This window comes from Paracoccus beibuensis (assembly GCF_026162625.1).
GTDB classification, from domain to species: Bacteria; Pseudomonadota; Alphaproteobacteria; order Rhodobacterales; family Rhodobacteraceae; genus Paracoccus; species Paracoccus beibuensis.
The window spans coordinates 1-2,781 of sequence record NZ_JAOTBD010000080.1 but is presented as its reverse complement, the minus strand read 5'-3'; the positions used below and the strand labels follow the sequence as shown (position 1 = coordinate 2,781).

3 protein-coding genes and 2 pseudogenes are annotated in these 2,781 nt (G+C 55.6%); 2 read left to right on the top strand and 3 right to left on the bottom strand.

Going from position 1 to position 2,781, the window contains the following annotated elements; all coding sequences use genetic code 11:
- Positions 1 to 162: 162 nt before the first annotated feature.
- A pseudogene (locus OC159_RS19790) lies at positions 163 to 456 on the top strand (integrase core domain-containing protein); the annotation flags it as partial.
- A gap of 219 nt (positions 457 to 675) precedes the next feature.
- Positions 676 to 2,088: a hypothetical protein gene (locus OC159_RS19785; RefSeq protein WP_265502944.1), complete on the top strand. Its 1,413-nt coding sequence runs from the start codon at positions 676 to 678 to the stop codon at positions 2,086 to 2,088.
- Between the two features lie 26 nt (positions 2,089 to 2,114).
- Here the strand turns inward: OC159_RS19785 and OC159_RS19780 are convergent, their stop codons facing one another.
- From OC159_RS19780 to OC159_RS19770, 3 genes and pseudogenes are all read right to left on the bottom strand, one after another.
- The gene (locus tag OC159_RS19780; RefSeq protein WP_265502943.1) at positions 2,115 to 2,273 is read right to left on the bottom strand and encodes a transposase domain-containing protein; all 159 of its coding nucleotides are present in this window, start codon (positions 2,271 to 2,273) and stop codon (positions 2,115 to 2,117) included.
- A gap of 69 nt (positions 2,274 to 2,342) precedes the next feature.
- Positions 2,343 to 2,540, bottom strand: a pseudogene (locus OC159_RS19775) (IS66 family transposase); the annotation flags it as partial.
- Positions 2,524 to 2,682 carry a hypothetical protein gene (locus tag OC159_RS19770; protein WP_265502942.1) on the bottom strand — a complete coding sequence of 53 codons (159 nt, stop codon included), beginning with the start codon at positions 2,680 to 2,682 and terminating at the stop codon, positions 2,524 to 2,526. The pseudogene OC159_RS19775 and the gene OC159_RS19770, both read right to left, overlap by 17 nt.
- Positions 2,683 to 2,781 lie beyond the last annotated feature (99 nt).

Here is a 2,781-nt window from a genome sequence, read left to right as displayed (position 1 = left end):
GCTGCAATCTCCCGCCAGAACCGGCACAGATGCTCACGCTGCCAGACTGGTGGCCGACTTGGCGAGGATAATTTGCGTCGCGTCGAACGCTCCGACTTCCGTCTTCCTGACATCAACAACATCTCCAATCATGGGGTGTTGCGACGACCGGTTGAATCTGCCCAATACCTCTCAATCAAATACACCGAGAGGCTGGGCCAGGCAGGCATCGAATCCTCGGTCGGCAGCGTCCGTGACAGCTACGACACGCCCTGGCAGAGACAATCAACGACCTGTTCAAGGCAGAGGGCATCCATCGGCGCGGACCGTGGCGCATCTTCGAGGAGGTGGAATTCCACCCTCGAATGGGTCGACCGCTTCAACAACCGCCGCCTGCTCGAGTCGATCGGGAACATCCCGCCAGCAGAAGCCGAGGCAAGCTTCCACGCCGCTCTGGAACCATGTCCCCGTCACTAAGTGAAATCAGCCTCCGGCAGATCCGACGCGGGTCAGCTGCCGCGCTTGAAGGTAGGGGTCATGATGTCTCCTGATATAAAAAAGCCTGCCGGAGGAGGGAGGGGCTTTAAGAGTGGACAGTGTTATCTACTTGATGGAAAACTCAGGTCTCCCGCTGCCATAGAGCTTCATACCTGCTTGTTCTAATGGGTCTAAAGCGTTGCAAAATAAGGAATAGTCATGGAAGCGAACCCGCCACTTTCATACGCAATCTTGAATGGTGCACGAGGCAACCGCCCTTTAGCAGCAACTTTGACAGCAACCCCCTTGGCGCATGGCCGAGTACTCCTCACGAGCCCGGATACTCCGACCGCCCACAGCGTTTGCGGTGAAAACGAGGTCACTATCGTCGGACTCTGTCTCCATATTGACCAACCCGCTACCAACATATCAGATCTTGCTCACGTCCTTGCTCAGCAGAGCGAAAGCAACTTTCTTTCCTCCCTGGATCGCCTAACAGGTCGCTGGGTGGTGGTGCGATGCACCCGTAGCGACTTGCGAATTTATGGCGACGCGACGCATATGCTCAAGATTTGCTACGATGAGGATTTGGAGGTCAGCTCGAACATAAGAATGCTTCGTGAATTGCAGGAGCAGGCATTCGAGTTCCGCCAGCTGTACCTTGACGATACAAAAGCTTGGAAGGGAGGAGTAATCGGGAGATTGACCCCGGCAAAGGGCATAAGATTGCTGACTCCTAATACATCCTTGTCTTTGATTACCGGGAAAGTTGCGCGGTATTTCCCCAGATCTTCCAGAGAAGAGTGCGCAAACATTCCGGAGTTAGTCCGTCGCGTTTCTGAAACGGTCGATCCTCAATTGTCTCGGCTGACAGAAGACTTCGATGTCCTAGTCTCCATGACGGCAGGCGTTGATTCCCGATATACACTAGCGGCACTGGGCGAACATCGTTGTAATTTTCATTATTTCAGTTATTCGTTCAACAACAAGCACCATAAAGATGCCACAGTGGCGTCAGCGATATGCCATCAACTTGGCCTTCGCCACACGACGCTTGCTCCTAACATCGACCTTGTTCCGACAAAGAACAGCTCGCTGCCTGTGATAGGGCCGGTCCCCGATCCGGCGTTCGACAAAATTCTGCGGAAGTGGTGCTGGTACAACCACCATCGCCAAATTGCGATGGCATATCACCAATGGATGAAGGACAGGAAAGCGGAGAAGAAGCCGCTTCACCTTCGGTCGAACCTGTTCGAGATTGGTAGGGCCTACTGGCCTGGCAATGGGGCGGATATTGTAAATGTCCGCGGTCTCTTGGAACAATCAACGCCACAATGGCTAGCCTATGAAGGCGAATTCCAAAGCTTTGCGGATTCTGTAGCTTTGTTCAGTGTGTTAGATTACGGATACAATCCGCTCGACATATTTTATTGGGAGCATCGGTGCGCCACGTGGGTCTCTGAAATCCTCCAAGAGTCTGATTTTTCTTTTCAAACTCACTCATTGGCAAACTGCAGAGCAACGCTTGCGTTGTACCTTGCGGCACCACGCCAAGACAGGATTTCCGGCTCTTTGTTCAAACAGACAATATCGCAACGCACTGGTCCCGTGTCGGACGTCCCTTTCGCGTGACTTTCCGTAAGCGCGACGGCGCGGTTCTATGCGGCGAGGCTTGAGGTCTGCGCGAAGCTCCAAGGCATGAGTTCTTCGATACGGGCTTTGGGATGGCCGTCCATGACGGCGTGCAGGGTGGTGGCGAGGTAATCGACGGGGTTCACGCCGGACATTTTGCAGGTGGCGACGAGCGAGGCGAGCATAGCCCAGTTCTCGGCGCCGACCTCGTTGCCGGCGAAGAGGGCGTTCTTCCGCGTCAGCGCGATCGGGCGGATTTGGTTCTCGACCGGGTTGGTGTCGAGTTCAAGGGTGCCGTCGTCAAGGAAGCGGATCAGGCCCTGCCAGTGGGCGAGGGTGTAGCGGATGTCCTCGGCCAGCAGGGACTTCTGGGGGATACGGGAGAGTTGCGTCTCCAGCCAGGGCTTGAGCGCAGCGATGATCGGCGCGGCTTGCTCACGTCGGGCGGCCAGGCGGACGGCCGGGGGTCTGGCCGCGCACTGTCTTCTCGATGTGATACAGCAACGCGATCTGGCGCAGCATCTCCTCGGCGATGGGAGAACCTTTCAATTCGACGCGCTTGACGAAGCGGCGTAAGCGGCGTCTGAGCCCCACGTTGCTTAGCTGAGGCGGTATTGCGAAGTCCTTTTCATCGTTTGATGGGAATGCGTTTCGCAATGTGTGCCAAGAATTCGTTTCTCACTTCCCTGGGTG